The sequence below is a fragment of the Methylobacterium sp. XJLW genome, from assembly GCF_003254375.1.
GTDB classification, from domain to species: Bacteria; Pseudomonadota; Alphaproteobacteria; order Rhizobiales; family Beijerinckiaceae; genus Methylobacterium; species Methylobacterium fujisawaense.
In genome coordinates, this window is sequence record NZ_CP016429.1 from 2,524,002 (window position 1) to 2,539,194 (window position 15,193).

The 15,193-nt window shown below is 71.5% G+C and carries 19 protein-coding genes and 1 pseudogene; 5 read left to right on the top strand and 15 right to left on the bottom strand.

Annotated elements, in window-relative coordinates; genetic code table 11:
• Nucleotides 1-39 precede the first annotated feature (39 nt).
• Nucleotides 40-1,206 (top strand): tartrate dehydrogenase, encoded by a 1,167-nt coding sequence (locus A3862_RS11675; RefSeq protein WP_236961960.1) that lies wholly within the window; start codon nucleotides 40-42, stop codon nucleotides 1,204-1,206.
• A 168-nt stretch (nucleotides 1,207-1,374) separates the two neighbouring features.
• On the opposite strand, the pseudogene dxs reads toward A3862_RS11675, so the two are convergent.
• From dxs to A3862_RS11745, 14 genes and pseudogenes are all read right to left on the bottom strand, one after another.
• A pseudogene (gene dxs / locus A3862_RS11680) lies at nucleotides 1,375-3,366 on the bottom strand (1-deoxy-D-xylulose-5-phosphate synthase).
• Nucleotides 3,367-3,409: 43 nt separating this feature from the next.
• The gene (locus tag A3862_RS11685; RefSeq protein WP_043759257.1) at nucleotides 3,410-3,670 is read right to left on the bottom strand and encodes an exodeoxyribonuclease VII small subunit; all 261 of its coding nucleotides are present in this window, start codon (nucleotides 3,668-3,670) and stop codon (nucleotides 3,410-3,412) included.
• 127 nt (nucleotides 3,671-3,797) lie between these two features.
• The gene (locus A3862_RS11690) at nucleotides 3,798-4,310 is read right to left on the bottom strand and encodes a tyrosine phosphatase family protein (protein ID WP_043348372.1); all 513 of its coding nucleotides are present in this window, start codon (nucleotides 4,308-4,310) and stop codon (nucleotides 3,798-3,800) included.
• A 50-nt stretch (nucleotides 4,311-4,360) separates the two neighbouring features.
• Nucleotides 4,361-4,951, bottom strand: coding sequence for a hydrolase (locus A3862_RS11695; RefSeq protein WP_043386474.1), 591 nt, complete (start codon nucleotides 4,949-4,951; stop codon nucleotides 4,361-4,363).
• Nucleotides 4,948-5,562, bottom strand: coding sequence for a DNA-3-methyladenine glycosylase I (locus tag A3862_RS11700; RefSeq protein WP_043386470.1), 615 nt, complete (start codon nucleotides 5,560-5,562; stop codon nucleotides 4,948-4,950). The genes A3862_RS11695 and A3862_RS11700 overlap by 4 nt, the downstream gene beginning before the upstream one ends.
• 87 nt (nucleotides 5,563-5,649) lie before the next feature.
• Nucleotides 5,650-5,853, bottom strand: a complete 204-nt coding sequence (locus tag A3862_RS11705; RefSeq protein WP_193376703.1) for a hypothetical protein — start codon at nucleotides 5,851-5,853, stop codon at nucleotides 5,650-5,652.
• A 154-nt stretch (nucleotides 5,854-6,007) separates the two neighbouring features.
• Nucleotides 6,008-6,421: an SRPBCC family protein gene (locus tag A3862_RS11710; RefSeq protein ID WP_043759255.1), complete on the bottom strand. Its 414-nt coding sequence runs from the start codon at nucleotides 6,419-6,421 to the stop codon at nucleotides 6,008-6,010.
• A 290-nt stretch (nucleotides 6,422-6,711) separates the two neighbouring features.
• On the bottom strand, nucleotides 6,712-7,122 hold the full coding sequence (locus tag A3862_RS11715) for a nuclear transport factor 2 family protein (protein WP_043759252.1): 411 nt from the start codon (nucleotides 7,120-7,122) through the stop codon (nucleotides 6,712-6,714).
• A 312-nt stretch (nucleotides 7,123-7,434) separates the two neighbouring features.
• Nucleotides 7,435-8,286 carry a CAF17-like 4Fe-4S cluster assembly/insertion protein YgfZ gene (gene ygfZ / locus A3862_RS11720; RefSeq protein WP_043759249.1) on the bottom strand — a complete coding sequence of 284 codons (852 nt, stop codon included), beginning with the start codon at nucleotides 8,284-8,286 and terminating at the stop codon, nucleotides 7,435-7,437.
• Between the two features lie 101 nt (nucleotides 8,287-8,387).
• The gene (locus A3862_RS11725) at nucleotides 8,388-8,642 is read right to left on the bottom strand and encodes a hypothetical protein (RefSeq protein ID WP_012320917.1); all 255 of its coding nucleotides are present in this window, start codon (nucleotides 8,640-8,642) and stop codon (nucleotides 8,388-8,390) included.
• 159 nt (nucleotides 8,643-8,801) lie between these two features.
• A complete protein-coding gene (locus tag A3862_RS11730; RefSeq protein ID WP_043348384.1) occupies nucleotides 8,802-9,272 on the bottom strand; it encodes a TIGR02301 family protein in 471 nt (156 codons plus the stop codon).
• A complete protein-coding gene (locus A3862_RS11735; RefSeq protein ID WP_043386459.1) occupies nucleotides 9,269-9,772 on the bottom strand; it encodes an NUDIX hydrolase in 504 nt (167 codons plus the stop codon). The genes A3862_RS11730 and A3862_RS11735 overlap by 4 nt, the downstream gene beginning before the upstream one ends.
• The gene (locus A3862_RS11740) at nucleotides 9,769-10,956 is read right to left on the bottom strand and encodes a hypothetical protein (RefSeq protein ID WP_052083676.1); all 1,188 of its coding nucleotides are present in this window, start codon (nucleotides 10,954-10,956) and stop codon (nucleotides 9,769-9,771) included. Before A3862_RS11740 ends, A3862_RS11735 begins: the two co-directional genes overlap by 4 nt.
• Complete coding sequence (locus tag A3862_RS11745) at nucleotides 10,953-11,675, bottom strand: SDR family NAD(P)-dependent oxidoreductase (RefSeq protein ID WP_043761439.1); 723 nt, start codon at nucleotides 11,673-11,675, stop codon at nucleotides 10,953-10,955. The genes A3862_RS11740 and A3862_RS11745 overlap by 4 nt, the downstream gene beginning before the upstream one ends.
• Nucleotides 11,676-11,849: 174 nt before the next feature.
• Here A3862_RS11745 and A3862_RS11750 point away from each other — a divergent pair, with 174 nt between their 5' ends.
• From A3862_RS11750 to thiL, 4 genes are all read left to right on the top strand, one after another.
• On the top strand, nucleotides 11,850-12,512 hold the full coding sequence (locus tag A3862_RS11750) for a carboxymuconolactone decarboxylase family protein (protein WP_236961963.1): 663 nt from the start codon (nucleotides 11,850-11,852) through the stop codon (nucleotides 12,510-12,512).
• A gap of 68 nt (nucleotides 12,513-12,580) precedes the next feature.
• Nucleotides 12,581-13,075, top strand: coding sequence for a 6,7-dimethyl-8-ribityllumazine synthase (gene ribH, locus A3862_RS11755; RefSeq protein ID WP_043348390.1), 495 nt, complete (start codon nucleotides 12,581-12,583; stop codon nucleotides 13,073-13,075).
• An 11-nt stretch (nucleotides 13,076-13,086) separates the two neighbouring features.
• Complete coding sequence (nusB, locus tag A3862_RS11760) at nucleotides 13,087-13,710, top strand: transcription antitermination factor NusB (RefSeq protein WP_111473608.1); 624 nt, start codon at nucleotides 13,087-13,089, stop codon at nucleotides 13,708-13,710.
• Nucleotides 13,711-13,713: 3 nt separating this feature from the next.
• Nucleotides 13,714-14,709 (top strand): thiamine-phosphate kinase, encoded by a 996-nt coding sequence (gene thiL / locus A3862_RS11765; protein WP_111473609.1) that lies wholly within the window; start codon nucleotides 13,714-13,716, stop codon nucleotides 14,707-14,709.
• Here the strand turns inward: thiL and A3862_RS11770 are convergent.
• Nucleotides 14,629-15,105, bottom strand: coding sequence for a hypothetical protein (locus tag A3862_RS11770; protein ID WP_236961964.1), 477 nt, complete (start codon nucleotides 15,103-15,105; stop codon nucleotides 14,629-14,631). The two genes, thiL and A3862_RS11770, sit on opposite strands and share 81 nt — an antisense overlap.
• Nucleotides 15,106-15,193: the final 88 nt, after the last annotated feature.

A 15,193-nucleotide genomic window follows, 5' to 3' on the forward strand; every position in this document is an offset into this window, starting at 1 on the left:
CTCCGCAAAAGCCCGATCTCCGACATGCGTGGAGGACACATGCCCGGCCAAGAAAAACCCGGCCAAGAAAAACCCGGCCAAGAAAAACCCGGCCAAGAAAAACCCGGTCCAGAAAAACCCGGCCACCCGAACAGCCCGTCCCGCCGCTACCGCATCGCCGTCATTCCCGGCGACGGTATCGGCAAGGAGGTGGTGCCGGAGGGCGTGCGCGTGCTGGAGCAGGCGGCCAGGCGCCACGGCTTCTCGCTCCAGCTCGACTGGTTCGATTTCGCGAGCTGCGACTACTACGAGCAGCACGGCCGGATGATGCCGGAGGATTGGAAGGCGCAGATCGAGACCCACGACGCGATCTATTTCGGCGCCGTCGGCATGCCCGAGCGCGTGCCGGACCACATCTCGCTCTGGGGCTCCCTGATCCTGTTCCGGCGGGAATTCGACCAGTACGCCAACCTGCGCCCGGTGCGGCTGATGCCGGGGGTGAAGTGCCCGCTGGCGGACCGCAAGCCGGGCGATATCGACTTCTGGGTGGTCCGCGAGAACACCGAGGGCGAGTACTCGAACGCGGGCGGCCGGATGTTCGCCGGCACCGACCGGGAATTCGCCCTGCAGGAGACGATCATGACCCGCCACGGGACCGATCGGATCCTGAAATTCGCCTTCGAGCTGGCCCAGAAGCGCCCGAAGAAGCACCTGACCTCGGCCACGAAGTCGAACGGCATCTCGATCACCATGCCGTACTGGGACGAGCGGGTGAAGGCGGTGGCCGAGTCCTATCCGGACGTCCGGTGGGACCAGTACCACATCGACATCCTGACCGCGCATTTCGTCCTGAACCCGGACCGGTTCGACGTGGTGGTGGCCTCCAACCTGTTCGGCGACATCCTGTCGGATCTGGGGCCCGCCTGCACGGGCACGATCGGCATCGCGCCGTCGGGCAACATCAACCCGGAGCGGGTGCACCCGTCCGTGTTCGAGCCGGTCCACGGCTCGGCGCCGGACATCGCCGGCCAGGGGATCGCCAACCCGATCGGTCAGATCTGGTCGGGGGCGATGATGCTGGAGCATCTCGGGGAGCACGAAGCCGCCCGGGAGATCGTCAGCGGGATCGAGCGGGTGTTGTCCGAGCGGACCCTGCGCACCCGCGACCTCGGCGGCAACGCCGACACGCAGGCCTGCGGCAAGGCGGTGGCGCAGGCGCTGGGGTAGGGAGGCGGGTTCGCCCTGCCGCACCCTCATCCTGGGGTGCGGCGGAGCCGCCTCGCAGGCGCCCTCCGGAGATCGCGCGACCTCCGGAAGGCGCCTTCGGGGCCTGCGCTCCGCTCCGGCCCCTCAGAACGAGGTGCGCGGGTCGGAGCGCCGTCGCGAAACGCGCGATCAGCGGGGACGGCGGCGCACGCTCACCACGTTGCTGGCCGGCTCCGCCTTGCCGGACGCCGCCGGCAGGGCATCGAGGGCCGCCTTGACGATGGCTTTGGCGTCGAGGCCGGCTTCGGCGTACATCTTCTCGGGGCTGTCGTGGTCCTGGTAGGTGTCCGGCAGCGTCAGCGTCCGCACCCGGACCCCGCCCGCGTCCAGCGCCCCCGTCTCCGACAGCAGGTGCAGCACCATCGCGCCGAACCCGCCCCGCGAGCCCTCCTCGATCGTCAGCAGGACCTCGTGGTCCCGCGCCAGATCCAGGATCAGCGCCTCGTCCAGCGGCTTGGCGAACCGCGCATCCGCCACCGTCACCGCAACGCCCTGCTCGGACAGCGTGTCCGCCGCCTTCGAGGCCTCGGCCAGCCGCGTGCCCAGGCTGAGGATCGCCACCCGCGCCTCCGCGTCCCGGCGCACCACCCGGCCCTTGCCGATCGCCAGGACCTCGCCCCGCTCCGGCAGCTCGACCCCCACGCCCTCGCCGCGCGGGTAGCGCAGGGCGATCGGGCCCGAATCATGCGCATGGGCGGTGGCCACCATGTGCACCAGCTCGGCCTCGTCGGAGGCCGCCATCACGGTCATGTTCGGCAGACAGCACAGATACGCCAGGTCGAACGCGCCGGCATGCGTCGCCCCATCCGCGCCCACCAGACCCGCCCGGTCCAGGCAGAACCGCACCGGCAGGTTCTGCAGCGCCACGTCGTGCACCACCTGGTCGTAGGCCCGCTGCAGGAACGTCGAGTAGATCGCCACGAACGGCCGGTAGCCCTCGGTGGCCAGCCCGCCCGCGAACGTCACCGCGTGCTGCTCGGCGATGCCCACGTCGAAGGTCTTGTCCGGATGTGCCTTGCCGAACAGGTCGATGCCGGTGCCGCCCGGCATGGCGGCGGTGATCGCCACCACCTTGTCGTCGGCATCCGCCGCCTTGATCAGGCTCTCGCCGAACACCCGCGTGTAGGCCGGCGCGTTCGGCTTGGCCTTGGCCTGCACGCCCGAGATCACGTCGAACTTGACCACGCCGTGGTAGCGGTCGGCGCTCGCCTCGGCCGGCGCGTAGCCCTTGCCCTTCTGGGTGACGACGTGCAGCAGGATCGGGCCGTGCTCGGCGTCGCGGACGTTCTTGAGCACCGGCAGCAGGTGGTCGAGATTGTGCCCGTCCACCGGGCCGACATAGTGGAAGCCCATCTCCTCGAACATCGTGCCGCCGCCGACCACCAGCGAGCGGGCGTATTCCTCGGCCGCCGCGGCGCGCTGGTAGAGCGCCTTCGGCAGCAGCTTGCCGAGCTGCTTGGCGGTCTCGCGCAGGGACTGGTAGGCGCCCCCGAGGCCAGCCGCGCCAGATAGGCCGACATGGCGCCCACCGGCGGGGCGATCGACATGTCGTTGTCGTTGAGGATGACGATCAGGCGCGAGTGCAGGGCGCCGGCATTGTTGAGCGCCTCGTAGGCCATGCCGGCCGACATCGAGCCGTCGCCGATCACCGCGATGGCGTTGCGGCGCTTCTGCGGGCGGCCCTTCACCTTGGCGGTGGCGTTGTCGAGGTCGCGCGCGACCGCCATGCCCAGCGCCGCCGAGATCGAGGTCGAGGAATGGGCGGCGCCGAACGGGTCGTAGACGCTCTCGCTGCGCTTGGTGAAGCCCGACAGCCCCCGCCCTGGCGCAGGGTCCGGATGCGGTCGCGGCGCTCCGTCAGGATCTTGTGCGGGTAGCACTGGTGGCCGACGTCCCAGACGATGCGGTCGTCGGGGGTGTCGAACACGTGGTGCAGCGCCACCGTCAGCTCGACCACGCCGAGCCCGAGCCCAGATGGCCGCCGGTGATCGACACCGCGTCGATCATCTCGGCGCGCACCGCCTCCGCAACAGCCGGAAGATCCGATTCCGGAAGACGCCGCAGCGCCGCAGGATTCGGGACACGATCGAGAAGCGCACTCTGCTCGGGGGTAATTGCCACGGCATCAACCTCTAACGGATGGGATCGGTTTGACCGCCGAGCCTCAGGACATGTCGAGTGGGGCAACGCCCTCGGGCCGCCCATCGGAGCCCAGCGTGATCCGCTGGATCCGGGCCTCGGCCCGCTTCAGCAGCGCCTCGCAATGCTTCTTCAGCACCTCGCCGCGCTCATAGATCGCCACCGATTCGTCGAGGGGCACGTCGCCCCGCTCAAGCCGGCGAACGATTTCCTCCAGCTGTTCCAGCGCCTTCTCAAAGGGCAGGTCGCCGGCGGCGGGGGCCCCCTCGGGTCTGCTCACACTCATCCCAGATACTTCCTTTGGGGGTGGTTGTACGGCGCGAAACCCGGTGCCCACAACCCAGGGGGCCAATCCGCTGGCCGGATCCGCACCGTTTTGGAGCCACGCGGCGGCGTTTGCGCCACACTTCGGCTCACGCCAGCGCCAGGCTGAACGGCGTGCCCTCGAAGGCGTCGGCGCCGCGACCGATGCGCGCGATCGCCGCGACCATGCGGCCGTCGCGGCCGAGCATGCGGTCGGCGATGGCCACGAACAGGGGGTTGGGCGTCGCCGAAGGCGAAGCTGCGCGCAGGGCCTCGGCGATCGCCGCCTCGTCGCGCTCCGGCGCCAGCGCGCAGGCTGCGATATAGGCGGCGGCTGTCGACCGGCTGATCCCGGCATAGCAGTGGATGACGAGCGGCTTCTCCCGTGGCCAGGCCCGAATGAAGTCGAGCACCCGGGCCACATGTTCTTCAGCCGGCAAAACGTGCCCGTCGCGCGACGCGGCGATGTCGCTGACCCCGATGACGACGTGGTTCTCCGCCGCAATCGCGGCCGGCCGCTCCAGCGGCGTGCCGACATTGATCAGCGTGAGCACGTGGCTCGCATCGGTGGCGGCGACCGTCTCGGGCAGACGCGAGAGGGGACAGACGTGGAGGGTCGGCATGGTCTGGCGCCAGTGACCTGCGATCGTGACGGATCGAGGGCGGAGATTCGTCAGGTCGGACACAGAGCGTGGAATCGCGCGAGAAACCGCGCCTCGGCCTCGGCGGTCGGCCACGGCTCGGCCAGGACCAGCACCGGTTCGGGCAGCGCCCTGGCGGGGCCGAAATAGCGTTCGGCCTCGTCCCGGGCGAAACCGGCGAGGCGCACCGCCTCGACATGGGCTGCGATCCGGTCGGCCTGCTTCACCAAACGGGCGAGCGCCGGCACCGGGGCGGTCAGGCCGAAGCGGCGGCGCACCGCGGCGAGCAGACGCAGCTCGATGCCGCGATAGGCGTCGCCGAGGGCGGCCTTCAGGGGCGAGATGATGTCGCCCACGACATATTCCGGCGCGTCGTGCAGCAGGAGTTCCAGCCCGTCCGGATCGGTACAGGCGGCGTCGAGATGGCGGCCCACCGCCTCGACCAGCAGGCTGTGCTGGGCCACCGAGAAGACGTGCGGCCCATGGGTCTGGCCGTTCCAGCGGGCGACCCGGGCGAGGCCGTGGGCGATGTCGGCGATCTCGATGTCCCCGGGCGCCGGATCGAGGAGGTCGAGGCGCCGGCCGGAGAGCATGCGCTGCCAGGCGCGCGGCGGCTCGCTCATCGGGGCCGGCCCAGTTCGGCGCAGGGTCCGTGCCGGTGGCAGCCGACGAGGTGGTCGTTGACCATGCCCACCGCCTGCATGAAGGCGTGCACGATGGTCGGCCCGCAGAAGGAGAAGCCTTCCGCCTTCAGGGCCTTCCCGATCGCCCGGGAGGCCGGCGTCTCGGTGGCGATCTCCGCACGGGTCCGGGCTTTGCCCTGGATCGGCCGGCCGTCGACGAAATCCCAGAGGAAGCGCGAGAAGCCGGGGCCCTGGTCCTCGATCCGCAGCCAAGCCCGGGCGCCCGCGATGGTACCCTGGATCTTGGCGCGGTTGCGAATGATGCGGGTGTCGGCCATCAGCCGCGCGACATCGTCCTCGGTGAAGCGGGCGATCCGCTCCGGATCGAAACCCGCGAAGGCGTCGCGAAACCCGTCCCGGCGGCGCAGGATGGTGATCCAGGACAGGCCGGCCTGGAAGCCGTCGAGGATCAGCTTCTCGTAGAGGGCCCGGCCGTCATACTCGGGCACGCCCCATTCGGTGTCGTGATAGGCGACATAGAGCGGGTCGAGGCCGGCCCACCAGCAGCGGGGGCAGCCGTCGGAATGGTCGATCAGGCCAGTCTCGGACATCCGGCCACGTTAACGAGAACAGGAGCGGAACGCCATCGTCGGAATGGGGAACGCGCAGCGGCTGTCGCGGCGCGCTCCGCTCCGGCTTCACGCATGGGGGATTGATCCGGTCGCAGGGCCGGCGCGCGCCTTCTGCGACGTCAACCCGGTCACGCCCGGTGAGTGCAAGTCTGAGAGATCGAGCGCGAACACGTGGCAGGGCGGCGAGCACGCATGCGGGCCTGCACGATGAAGCGCCAGCAATGCGCGTGTCTGCTTGGGAGACAGATCGTCCTCTTCGATTTCGAGCATCCTCTCCTGGTCGTCTGGAGGGTCTCCTCAACGCTTGCAGGCTGTCCGCTCGAGGGATGAGAGGGAAGGCACAGGACTGGCGTTGTCGGGGCGGGAGGGAAACGCCCGCTCCGGCCGGAAAGCGGTCTCGGTCGTCGTTCTCGTTGGGCGGGCTTCAACGCCTCCCGACATGCTGGCAGAAGTTTCCAAGAATGGCCGCCCAGCCGTCGCGCTGGTGGTCGATGGGGACGTGTTCGTCGGGATCGAACGCAATCTTTACGTGCGTTTGCTCGCCCGATGGGGTGAACTCGACCACCGCATTGCGATCACCAAACGCATATTCGATTCGCGTGTTCGGAATAATCTTTGTGTAAGTGCCCTCGAAATCGAAGCCCATGCTTCCGTCCTTCGCCTCCATGCGGGACGTGAACTTGCCGCCTTCCTTCAGATCGACGCTTGCGGCTGGGCAATGCCAGTCGTCGGAGGCAAAGTTCCACTGCATGATCTGGTCGGGCGATGTATAGGCCTTCCAGGCGACATCGAGGGGTGCGGGAGCCGTTGCTTCCACGGTGATCCGATTCTGAGTCATTTGTGGTCGCAATCCCGTCGATGTCGAGCTTTCGAGGGGCGCACCTCATATCAGATCAGTTACGGCGGCAACCTCCGAAATGATGTCGACGACGGCCGCGGGTGCAAAGGCGCGTATGTCGGCGAGGGGTGGATGTGCGAGGCTTCGCTCCAGAGCGGCAAACGCACCGGAATGGACATCGCCGTCGCGCCTGCTCGCGACCCTTCCGAGATTGTCAGCGCTTCCGCTTTCTCGCGAGGCGCCTGAGCAACAGGCGTCCTGTGTGGCGTCGAGCGCCCGACATTCGCAAATCAGAGTTGCGCCCCTCGTGCGGCCCATGCCGCCATTTCACCGTCAGCGATCGTCAGCGATACGCGCCAGCGGTCGGAGCGGCGCAGAATGTAGACGTGGTCCCACTCGGCGACGAGTGCGTCTCCCTCGCCCCGCATCCGATAGGTCATCCGAGCCTGGGCGACGTTCGGGAAGAGTTCCACCGCCGACCGGAGTTCGCCCAGGGGCTGGACGACCCCCTGCTTGCGATAGAAGTCCATGAGCGTCACGCAATGGTCGCGAAATGCCTCCCTCGGCAACGCGAAGTTGCCGGTCGGAGACGGGAACAGTCCGACCGGCTCCCACAGCTCGCTCAACGCATCGGCGTCGCGGCGCGCGAACGCCTCGACGTAGCTGACGAAGAACGCTGCGATCTCGTCCTGAAAGGTCATGGTCGTCCTCCTCGATGTCCCCGCGCATGCGACCGATCTGGCCGTCGCTGCGGCCCGGAGGCGAGCATCCGCTTCAGGGCAGAAGGTCCGGGACGGCTCCCGATCGACCCCGGGCCGGCCTGGGATGCCGGCCGGAGGGTGCCGGCTCCTGGGAACCTCTAACGATCGCCGGCATGCCGCCCCGGGGTCGCAAGAAGCCACCCCACGCGCCAGCTGATCGTGCTCCGATGCGAATGCCCGGGATCGGGCTGCGATCGGTAACGCGGGGCCCCTGTCCCGGAGTATGCGGCGCCCGCGGAATGCGATCCGGCCTCAGCCCGCCGCACTCGTCGCAACATCCGGCATCGCGAAGGTCGCGTAGGCCGGGCGCTCCAGCGTCACGGGGCGTTCGCCCGCCCGCGGGGTCTCGCCGGCAGCCAGCGCGTCGCCCAGGCGGTCGATGCGGACCAGGGCGAGGCCGCGGGTTCCGGCGGCGCTGCCCGTAGTGCCGAGCCCCTTGCCGCCCGCCGTGATCTCGGTGCCGGGCTGGGGCGCGGTGTCGGGATAGGCTGCGGCCAGGATGCGGGTCCGGGCCGTGCCCCGGTGCTGCATCCGCGAGACCACCTCCTGGCCGACATAGCAGCCCTTGCGGAAGTCGACGCCGCCGAGCTGGTCCATCAGCGCCTCGTGCGGGAAGGCGTCGCCGAAGGTGTAGTCGCGTCCGCCTTCGGGCACGCCGAGGGCGATCCGGTGCGCGTTGTAATCGGCCTCCGTCGCGTCCGTCGAGAAGGCCCCCGCGGCGGCGTAGAGGCGGGCGCCGAGATCGGCCGCGCGGGAATCCGCTACCGCCTCGGCCGCGGGCGGGACGGCGCCGGCCCAGACGGCCGCCACCGCGACGGTCGGGTCGGCGGCGATCGTCGCCTGCGCGCGCAGACGGTAGAGCGTCAGGCGCTTGGCGAGGTCTGCAGCCTTGTCGGCCTGCACGTCGAGCCGGAAGCCGTCCGGAATCCGCGAGACCAGGAAGTCGAACAGGATCTTGCCCTGCGGCGTCAGCAGGGCGCCGAGGCGCGCCTCACCGGGCTGGAGCGTCTCGACATTGCAGGTCAGGACGCCCTGGAGCAGCGTCGTGGCGTCCGGTCCCACGACGGTGACCAGGACGCGGTCCGGCAACAGGGCAACGGGCATGGGCGGCGGCTCCTCGGGCGGCGGGCGGTCCGGCGCGCCGAACCGCAGACCCGGGACGTAGTCGCTGACCGCCCGTGCCTCAACCGTCCGCGCTCACACGCTCAATGCTGCAGGGTGGTGGTGAAGGCGCCCCCGCGGATGCGCTCCGGGAATCCTTCGGCGTACCGGGCGGTGGCTTCCTCGCCGTACGTGGTCACCAGTTCCTGAAACGCCGCGAACAGGGCGGCCTGGGCCATGCAGTCACCGTCGAGACCATCGAGGCAGCCTTCCGCGAACGCTTCCGAGACGTAACTCAGCGCGACGCGTTTCTCCTCGACATCGACCTCGATGGGGGCGGTGTGAGAGCTGTGCTGCATAGCCGGATACTTCCATTGCGCCGGACACGGGGCCCGGCGGACACAATGGATGATAGGCGGGTCCCGGCGGCTCGGCCAGCCGAGAATTTCGGATCGGTTAACACGGGCGCTCAAATCCGATGTTTCGCCGGCATCGCCGGTGCGTGTGTTGCGCCTGCATCACCCTCCGAAACGGCCGGCCAGGGCATGCGACAGCCGGTCGCCCTCGGCGACGTACCGGGCGGCGGCCTCGTGGGCCGCCGGCGTGCAGACCCGGTAGGTGAGCGCATAGCCGCGGTAGCCGCGGTTATAGGCGCCGGCCAGGCGGTCGCGGCGGACCGGGGTCACGCCCTCGGACTCGATCAGGGCCTTCATGCGGGCCGGCCAGTCGGACGCATCCGGCGCTCCGCAGAGGTTGCGCAGGAAGGCCAGGGCTCCGATGATCTCGGACATGCGCAGCAGGTCCCGGTCGTAGGGGGCGGGCACGTCCGCGGGGGCGTTCGCCTCCTTGGGGGCCTCTTTCGCGGCTTCCCGGGCGGTTTCCTTGGCAGGCGCGGCCCCTCGGCCGGAACGCTGCTGGGCCAGGGCCGGCCCGGAGACCAGGCCGGTGAGGAGCGCCAGCAGGCACAGGATCGTCGTCGGCCGCCTCACGCCGTCGCCTCCCCGCCGCCCGTCCGCGCAGGATGTGCATCCACATGTGCATCCACGCGCGCGAAGGCCTCGCGCAGGGTGTCGACCAGTCCCGGGGTGGTCGGAAGGGTCGCGACCTCCGCGAGCGTCGCCCACCGGGTCCCCAGCGCCTCGGGGCCGGCCACGGGTTCGCCGCCGCGCCACAGGGCGGCGTGCGGGTGGACGACGTAGTGATGTCGGGCGCGGCCGGCTTCGTCCCGGAGAATGATCTCGGTGGGCGCGAGCACGCCGACAACCTCCGCGGGCAGGCCGACCTCCTCGGACAATTCGCGCAGGGCCGCCTCGGCCAGGGATTCCCCCGCTTCCACGAGGCCGCCCGGCAGGGTCCAGACGCCGCGCATCGGCTCGTTGGCCCGCGCCGCCAGCAGGACGCGGTCGCCGCGGATCACCGCGATCGACGCGCCCACGAAGGGCCGCGCCGGGAACAGGCGGCTGTCGGAATCCGGTGCGCCCGCACTCACGGCGTGCCTCCATCGGGTGCCACGACGGCCACCCGGCCGTCGGCGAGGCCGACGAGCAGCCGCGCCGCGGCGCCCTCGCCGAGGACGACGATGCCGGTCTCGGCGGGAACTGGCAGGGCCACGCGCGCCCGCTCGCGCAGGCCGCCCTTGGCTGCCACGAAGGCGATCTCCGGGCGGCCCGCCACCGGCAGGACGAGTTCGGGGCCGCCGCCGGCCGGGGTGGTGACGGCGAGATCCGAATCGCCGTCGCCCGCCGCGTAGCCCTCGGCCTCGCCGGCCGCCTCGATCCGGTCGGGACGGAGCGTCCAGAGCTGGAGCCTGCCCTTGGCGCTGACCGTCGCGGCCTGGCTTTCGCCGGACCCGGAGAAATCGGCGATGCCGACGATCTTCAGCGGTGGCCCCGGCTGGGCGGGCGTGCGGGCGGTGACGGCCCAAGCCGCGCCCGGATCGCCGGCGGGCCGGTCGATCAGCGCGAGCCCTCCGGCATCCGCGCCCGACAGCGTCGCCGCCAGGAGAGCCGGCCGGCCCCCGAGGCGCAGCAGGCGCGGCCGCAGGGGCGCGAACACCGCCTCGCCCCCCGCCGGCACCGTCACGGTGGCCACGGGCACGGGCTTCGGATCGGTGCTGACCGCCATCGGCTGGCGCTCGCGGATCGTCAGGACCGCGGCGGCCGCGCCGCCGTCGGGGGCGCGGGTGCGCCCGGTGAGATAGGCGCTCAGGGGTCCCGAGAGCGTCCGGCGCGAGCCCGGCAGGGCCCCGCGCGGCGTCTCGGCGGCGGTCAGCCCCTCGACGGCCTCCTTGCCGATCGGCCGCACGGTGACGCGGCCCTCGGCGAGGGCGAGCACGGCGCCGCCCTCGTCGCCCCAGACCACGGCGATGGGCGCGCTCTCTTCGTCGCCGGCCTGTTGGCCGCCGGTCTGCGGACCGGTCTTGGCGCCTGTGATCGGCAGGAGCCCGGAGGTCGCCACCGAGACCGCGGCCTCGCTGCGCGAGCCGCGCAGTGCCCGCACCTTGAAGGGCAGGTCGAGGATCCGGATCCCGGGCTCGGCCCGCGCCCCCGCGACGGGCGCGACGCCCACGATGAGGCCCAGGACGACGGCGCGCAGCCCGCGGCCCGGCGCCGGGTGCCGGCGCGCGGCCGTCGTGCCCGCGGATGCGCCAGAGGAAGCGCCCGATCTGGTCAAACGTGCTGGCCGCCGTTGATGTGGAGTTCGGCGCCGTTCACGTAGGACGAGGCCTCGGTGCACAGGAAGTAGATCGCCTTGGCGACCTCGTCCGGCGTGCCCAGCCGGCGCTGCGGGATCTGCTCGACGAGCTTCTCGGTGCCGGGCGACAGGATCGACGTGTCGATCTCGCCCGGCGAGATCGCGTTCACCCGCACGCCGAGCGGCCCGAAATCGGCGGCCATCTCGCGGGTCAGGCCGGCGAGCGCCGCCTTGGAGGTGCCGTAGGCCGCCCCCGCGAAGGGATGGACGCGCGAGCCTGCGATCGACGTCACGTTGACGACCGAGCCCTTGGCCCGGGCGAGTTCCTTGCGCAGGCCCCGGGCCAGCAGGATCGTGGCGAACAGGTTGACCTGGAACACCCGCTGCCACGTGTCGAACTCGGTGGCCAGGGCGCCGAGGCGCTCGCCCTCCGGCCCCTTCGGCGAGATGCCGGCATTGTTGACCAGCGCGTGCAGAACCCCGCCCTCGGCGGCGAGCCGGCCCCGCACCTCCTCGACAGCGCGGGCCGTGTCCTGCGCGTCGGAGAGGTCGACCTGCAGGTGGTCCTCGGGCCCCATCTCCCAGGGGCAGTTCTCCGGGAAGGCGTGGCGCGAGCAGGTGATCACCCGCCAGCCCGCGGCCGAGAAGCGCTTGACGGTGGCGTGACCGATGCCCCGGCTCGCGCCCGTGAGCAGCATGATGCGCCGGCGTTCGTTGACGGGGAGGGCCAAAGCCGTAAGCCTCGCTGGCGTTCAGGGGTCGCGGCCCGGTCGGGCGCGGTGCGTGCCGGTGAGCCTCAATGGTCTAGGCGCACGGGGGCCGGAAATCCAGAGCGCCCCGCGGGTCGGGGTCGAGGCAGGGGAGAGAAACGCATGGCCAGCGGGCAGACCAGCGCGGAGCGCATGCCGGAGATCCCGGCCGACAGCCTGTCCCCGGCGCAGACCGAGGCCGCGGCCGCGTTCCAGGCCGAGCGCGGCGTCCCGGTCTTCGGGCCGTTCGTGCCGCTCCTGCGCAGCCCCGAACTGATGCTGTGCGCGAGCCGGATGGGCCAGTACCTGCGCTACGGCAGCGTCCTGCCGCTCCGGGTCAGCGAGTTCGCGATCCTGGTGGTCGCGCGGGAATGGAGCCAGCCGGTGGAGTGGGCCATCCACCACCCCATCGCCCTGAAGGCCGGGGTCGCCCCCGAGACCGCGCAGGCGCTCGCCGAAGGACGCCGCCCCGACACGATGAGCGCCGACGAGGCGCTGGCCTACGCGTTCTCGACCGAGCTGATGCGCAACCGCGCGGTGAGCGACGCGACCTACGCGGCCCTGGTGGCGCGCTTCGGCGAGCAGGGGGCGATCGACCTCACCGGCATCAACGGCTACTACGCGCTCCTCGCCATGACGATGAACGTCGCGCGCACGGCCCTGCCGGCCGGCGGGCCCGCGGCGCCTCCGCTGCCGCCGCTGGTGGGGCCGGCTTCGGCGCCGCTCGCGCGGTCAGGCCTGAGCCAAGATCCCGCACCGCTTGTGGCGCCGGCCGCTTCGGTCTAACCGTCCTCCCCGTGCGGGCGCCCGACGTGCCGCCCGCCCATTCCCGAAAACCCGGCCGGACGAGAGCCATGGTCGCCCATACCCGCGCCGACTCGGCGCCCAAGCCCACCGACCCGGCCCTCGCCGGCGCCCGGATCCTCGTTGTCGAGGCGCGCTACTACGACGCGATCGCCGACGAACTCCTCGCCGGGGCCCGCGCGGCCATCGCGGCCGCCTCCGCGCAGGCGATCGTGGTGACCGTTCCGGGCGCCCTGGAGATCCCCGCCGCCGTGGCGATCCTGCTCGACGCCGAGCCCTACGACGCGGTGGTGGCGCTGGGCTGCGTCATCCGCGGCGAGACCGGCCACTACGACATCGTCGCCGGCGAGAGCGCCCGGGCGCTCATGGACCTGTCGGTGCAGCGCCGCGTGCCCCTCGGCAACGGCATCCTCACGGTCGAGACCGAGGCGCAGGCCCTCGCCCGTGCCCGGGTCGCCGAGATGAACAAGGGCGGCGGTGCCGCCGAGGCTGCCCTCGGCGTGCTCGCTTTGAAGCGCGCCGCCGAAGCCGCGCGCACCCGATGACGGATACCCCCATGACCGGGACCACCGACACCCAGCTGGAGACGGGCGCCGAGCCCGCCGGCAAGCCCGCCAAGATCAGCCTGCGCAGCGGCGCCCGCCTCGCCGTGGTGCAGGCGCTCTACGAGATGGACATCTCCGGCAAGGGCGTCCTCGACGCGCTCGCCGAGTTCGAGGCCTTCTGGATCGGCCAGGAGGTCGACGGGATCGTCCATCCCCCGGCCGAGACCGCCTTCTTCCGCGACCTCCTGCGCGGCACGGTCGAGGAGCAGCGGGCCATCGACCCGAAGCTCGATCAGGCCCTCGCCCAGGGCTGGCCGCTGCGGCGCATCGAGATCGTGCTCCGGGCGATCCTGCGGGCGGGCGCCTACGAGCTGATGTTCCGCCGCGACGTGCCGGCGGCCGCGGCGATCTCGGAATATGTCGACGTGGCCCACAGCTTCTACACGGCCGACGAGCCCGGCCTCGTCAATGCCGTGCTCGACCGGCTCGCCCGGGAGGTCCGGCCGGGGGAGGTCGGGGCTCAGAAGGCGTCCGGCAAGCCGGGCTCGTCGAAGCCGCTTCCCGGTAAATCGTCCGTCGGCAAACCGTCCTCCGGAAAGCCATCCTCCGGAAAGCCGCCCGCCGGGAAGGCCTGAGCCTTGGCCGGGTCGGCCCGTGCCTCCGAGGAGGGGCTGATCGCCCGCTACTTCGCCCCCCTCGCGGGGCCGGGCGCCCACGGGCTGCGGGACGACGCCGCCACGCTGACGCCCACGCCGGGCCACGACCTCGTCCTCACCACCGATGCCGTGGTGGCGGGGATCCACTACTTCGCGGAGGATCCGCCGGCTTCGATCGCCCGGAAGGCCCTCGGCGTGAACCTCTCCGACATCGCCGCCAAGGGCGCGGTCCCGCGCGGCTTCCTGCTCACCCTGGCGCTCCCCGATGACTGGACGGAGGCTTGGCTCGACGGCTTCGCGGCGGGGCTCGGCGCGGCGGCGGCGGAGGCCGGCTGTCCGCTCCTCGGCGGCGACACGGTGCGCTCCGGTGGCCCGGCGCTGATCTCGGTGAGCCTGTTCGGCGAGGTGCCGACCGGCACCATCGTCCGCCGCACCACCGCGCGGGTCGGCGACCGGATCTGCGTCACCGGCACGATCGGCGACGCCGCCCTCGGCCTGCGGCTCCGCCTGGAGCCCACGGCGCCCTGGGTCGCCGGGCTGGACCCGGCGCTCCAGGCCGAACTCGCCGACCGCTACCTGCATCCGCGCCCGCGGCTCGCCGCTGCGCCGGCGGTCCGCCGCTACGCCTCGGCGGCCATGGACGTGTCCGACGGCCTCGCGGGCGATCTCGCCAAGATGCTGGGCGCGGGTCGCGGCGCCCGGGTCGCGGCCGCCGCCCTGCCGCTCTCGGATGCCGCCCGGCGCGCCTGCGCGGCCGAGCCCGCGCTGATCGACGCGGTCCTGACCGGTGGCGACGATTACGAGATCCTCTGTACCGTTGCGCCGGAGAATGTCGCGGCCTTCCAGGCCCAGGCGGCCGCCGCCGGTCTCACCGTCTCGGCCATCGGCACCGTCACATCAGGCGACGGCCCGCCGCGCTTCGAAATGCGCGATGGCGCCGAGCGCGTATTCGCGGCTGGGTCCTTCAGCCACTTCTGAGATCTGAGCCGGCCCGGATCGTGCGGCGCCGCGGCTGGCCGCGGCTCCGGCCGGATGCCCGATCTGACGACAGACCTCGTCGATCATGTCCGCCGCGACGACCGGAATCCAAGGGCTCACCGGATCCCGGCCCATGCCGGGCGTCTGGGAGAGGGCGTCCTGCAGCGCGGAGATCAGGTCATCCTGGATCGCCACCGGTTGCGCCGCGACCCGTTCGGCGATCAGGAAGCCGACTGCACCGCGCAACACCTCAAGCGTGGCCGCCAGCTTGGCGGCGTGGTCACTGCGCATCGCGAGCCCCGTCTGAGTACAACTAAAAATAGAATACCGGAGGGTTAAAAGAACGTTAATCGACCGCCGGCTCAGCCCGCGGCTGCGGCGATGCCCGGTTGCCATCGCCCCCATGCCGCCGAACAATGCAAAATAATGCGAAATCGTGGGCCTGCGAGGACCGCGCGCGCGGGCGCATGAGATCCGAGGCCTG